Origin of the sequence: Myroides pelagicus (assembly GCF_009711055.1) — a bacterium.
In the GTDB taxonomy this organism is placed as follows: Bacteria; Bacteroidota; Bacteroidia; order Flavobacteriales; family Flavobacteriaceae; genus Flavobacterium; species Flavobacterium pelagicum.
Genome location: NZ_WMJY01000074.1, coordinates 1 through 2,806, shown reverse-complemented (window position 1 = coordinate 2,806; position 2,806 = coordinate 1). Strand labels below are relative to the sequence as shown.

Sequence of the window (2,806 nt, the reverse complement as noted above, 5' to 3'; positions counted from 1 at the left end):
TTTCAAAAGAAGGGCAGCGACATACTCTCCCACTGGTTAGCAGTACCATCTGCGCTAGCGGGCTTAACTTCTCTGTTCGAAATGGGAAGAGGTGAGCCCCGCCGCAATAACCACCCTAAATCGGTTGTTACTTAGCGTAACTAATATTTTTAACCTATTGATAAAACTATTTTTAACTATTCTTTTCCTTAGAAAGTTGCCCTCCCTCTGTTTGATTAAACAGAGGGAGATTCACATAAGCTTACGGGCTATTAGTACTACTCGACTATGACATTACTGCCTTTACATCTATAGCCTATCAACGTGGTAATCTCCCACGGCCCTTTAAAGAAATCTCATCTTGTGGTGGGTTTCGCACTTATATGCTTTCAGCGCTTATCCCTGCCCAACGTAGCTACTCTGCGATGCCCCTGGCGAGACAACAGATGCACTAGAGGTTGGTCCAATTCGGTCCTCTCGTACTAGAATCAGATCCACTCAAATTTCTAACGCCCACAGTAGATAGAGACCGAACTGTCTCACGACGTTCTGAACCCAGCTCGCGTGCCACTTTAATGGGCGAACAGCCCAACCCTTGGGACCTTCTCCAGCCCCAGGATGTGACGAGCCGACATCGAGGTGCCAAACCCCCCCGTCGATATGAGCTCTTGGGGGAGATCAGCCTGTTATCCCCGGCGTACCTTTTATCCTTTGAGCGATGGCCCTTCCATGCGGAACCACCGGATCACTATGCTCTACTTTCGTACCTGATCGACCTGTATGTCTCTCAGTCAAGCTCCCTTATACCATTGCACTCTACGCACGGTTACCAAGCGTGCTGAGGGAACCTTTAGAAGCCTCCGTTACTCTTTTGGAGGCGACCACCCCAGTCAAACTACCCACCAAGCAATGTCCTCCCGTATTGGGAGTTAGATCTCAAATAAGCAAAGGGTGGTATTTCAACAATGACTCCACAACGCCTAGCGACGCCACTTCATAGTCTCCCACCTATCCTACACATTACTTATCCAAGAACAATACTAAGCTATAGTAAAGGTGCACAGGGTCTTTTCGTCCCACTGCGGGTAATCGGCATCTTCACCGATACTACAATTTCACCGAGCTCATGGCTGAGACAGTGTCCAGATCGTTACACCATTCGTGCAGGTCGGAACTTACCCGACAAGGAATTTCGCTACCTTAGGACCGTTATAGTTACGGCCGCCGTTTACTGGGGCTTCAATTCAATGCTTCTCCGAAGATAACATCTCCTCTTAACCTTCCAGCACCGGGCAGGTGTCAGGCCCTATACGTCATCTTACGATTTTGCAGAGCCCTGTGTTTTTGATAAACAGTCGCCTGGACCTCTTCACTGCGGCCAGCTTGCGCTGGCGACCTTTCTCCCGAAGTTACAGGTCTATTTTGCCTAGTTCCTTAGCCATGAATCTCTCGAGCGCCTTAGGATACTCTCCTCGACTACCTGTGTCGGTTTACGGTACGGGTACTTATAACCTATGTTTAGAAGCTTTTCTTGACAGCCCTTAGGCACACTATCTCTTTGTCCGTAGACGCTGAGTACTATCGCATTTCTCCAAGTCTAACGCATTTTACTATTAGACCTATAGGTACGTGCTTCAACGAACTATTCCGTCAGTTCGCGGTGCTTTCATCACTGTGTCACTCCATCACTGTTATAAGTAGTACGGGAATATTAACCCGTTGGCCATCGACGTCCCCCTTCGGGTGTGCCTTAGGTCCCGACTAACCCTAAGCTGATTAGCATAGCTCAGGAATCCTTAGTCTTACGGCGGGGGTGTTTCTCGCACCCCTTATCGTTACTTATGCCTACATTTTCTTTTCTAAAAGGTCCAGCAATTCTCACAAATTACCTTCTACCCCGTTAGAATGCTCCCCTACCACTCACGTTATATAACGTAAATCCATAGCTTCGGTAGTATACTTATGCCCGATTATTATCCATGCTCGATCGCTCGACTAGTGAGCTGTTACGCACTCTTTAAATGAATGGCTGCTTCCAAGCCAACATCCTAGCTGTCTGGGCAATCAAACCGCGTTTTTTCAACTTAGCATACATTTGGGGACCTTAGCTGATGGTCTGGGTTCTTTCCCTCTCGGACATGGACCTTAGCACCCATGCCCTCACTGATAATTATCATTACTTAGCATTCGGAGTTTGTCAGGAATTGGTAGGCGGTGAAGCCCCCGCATCCAATCAGTAGCTCTACCTCTAAGTAACTATCGATTATCGCTGCACCTAAATGCATTTCGGGGAGTACGAGCTATTTCCGAGTTTGATTGGCCTTTCACCCCTACCCACAGGTCATCCGAAAACTTTTCAGCGTTAAACGGTTCGGTCCTCCATTTAGTGTTACCTAAACTTCAACCTGCCCATGGGTAGATCACACGGTTTCGCGTCTACCACTACTGACTAAAGCGCCCTATTCAGACTCGCTTTCGCTACGGATCCATGACTTAATCACTTATCCTTGCCAGCAACGGTAACTCGTAGGCTCATTATGCAAAAGGCACGCCGTCACCCCACTTAAGGGCTCCGACCGCTTGTAGGCGTATGGTTTCAGGTTCTATTTCACTCCGTTATTCACGGTTCTTTTCACCTTTCCCTCACGGTACTGGTTCACTATCGGTCTCTCAGGAGTATTTAGCCTTAGCGGATGGTCCCGCCTGCTTCAATCAGGGTTTCACGTGCCCCGACCTACTCAGGATACCACTATCCTTATCTTCTCTTACCTATACGGGACTATCACCCTCTTTGGTCTACCTTTCCAAGTAGTTCTAGTTCAATCCG

2 rRNA genes are annotated in these 2,806 nt (G+C 48.1%); both read right to left on the bottom strand.

The window, feature by feature from the left end:
- Positions 1-8 precede the first annotated feature (8 nt).
- A 5S ribosomal RNA gene (rrf, locus tag GJV77_RS14540) occupies positions 9-118 on the bottom strand.
- Positions 119-230: 112 nt separating this feature from the next.
- Positions 231-2,806 (bottom strand): 23S ribosomal RNA (locus GJV77_RS14535); the annotation flags it as partial.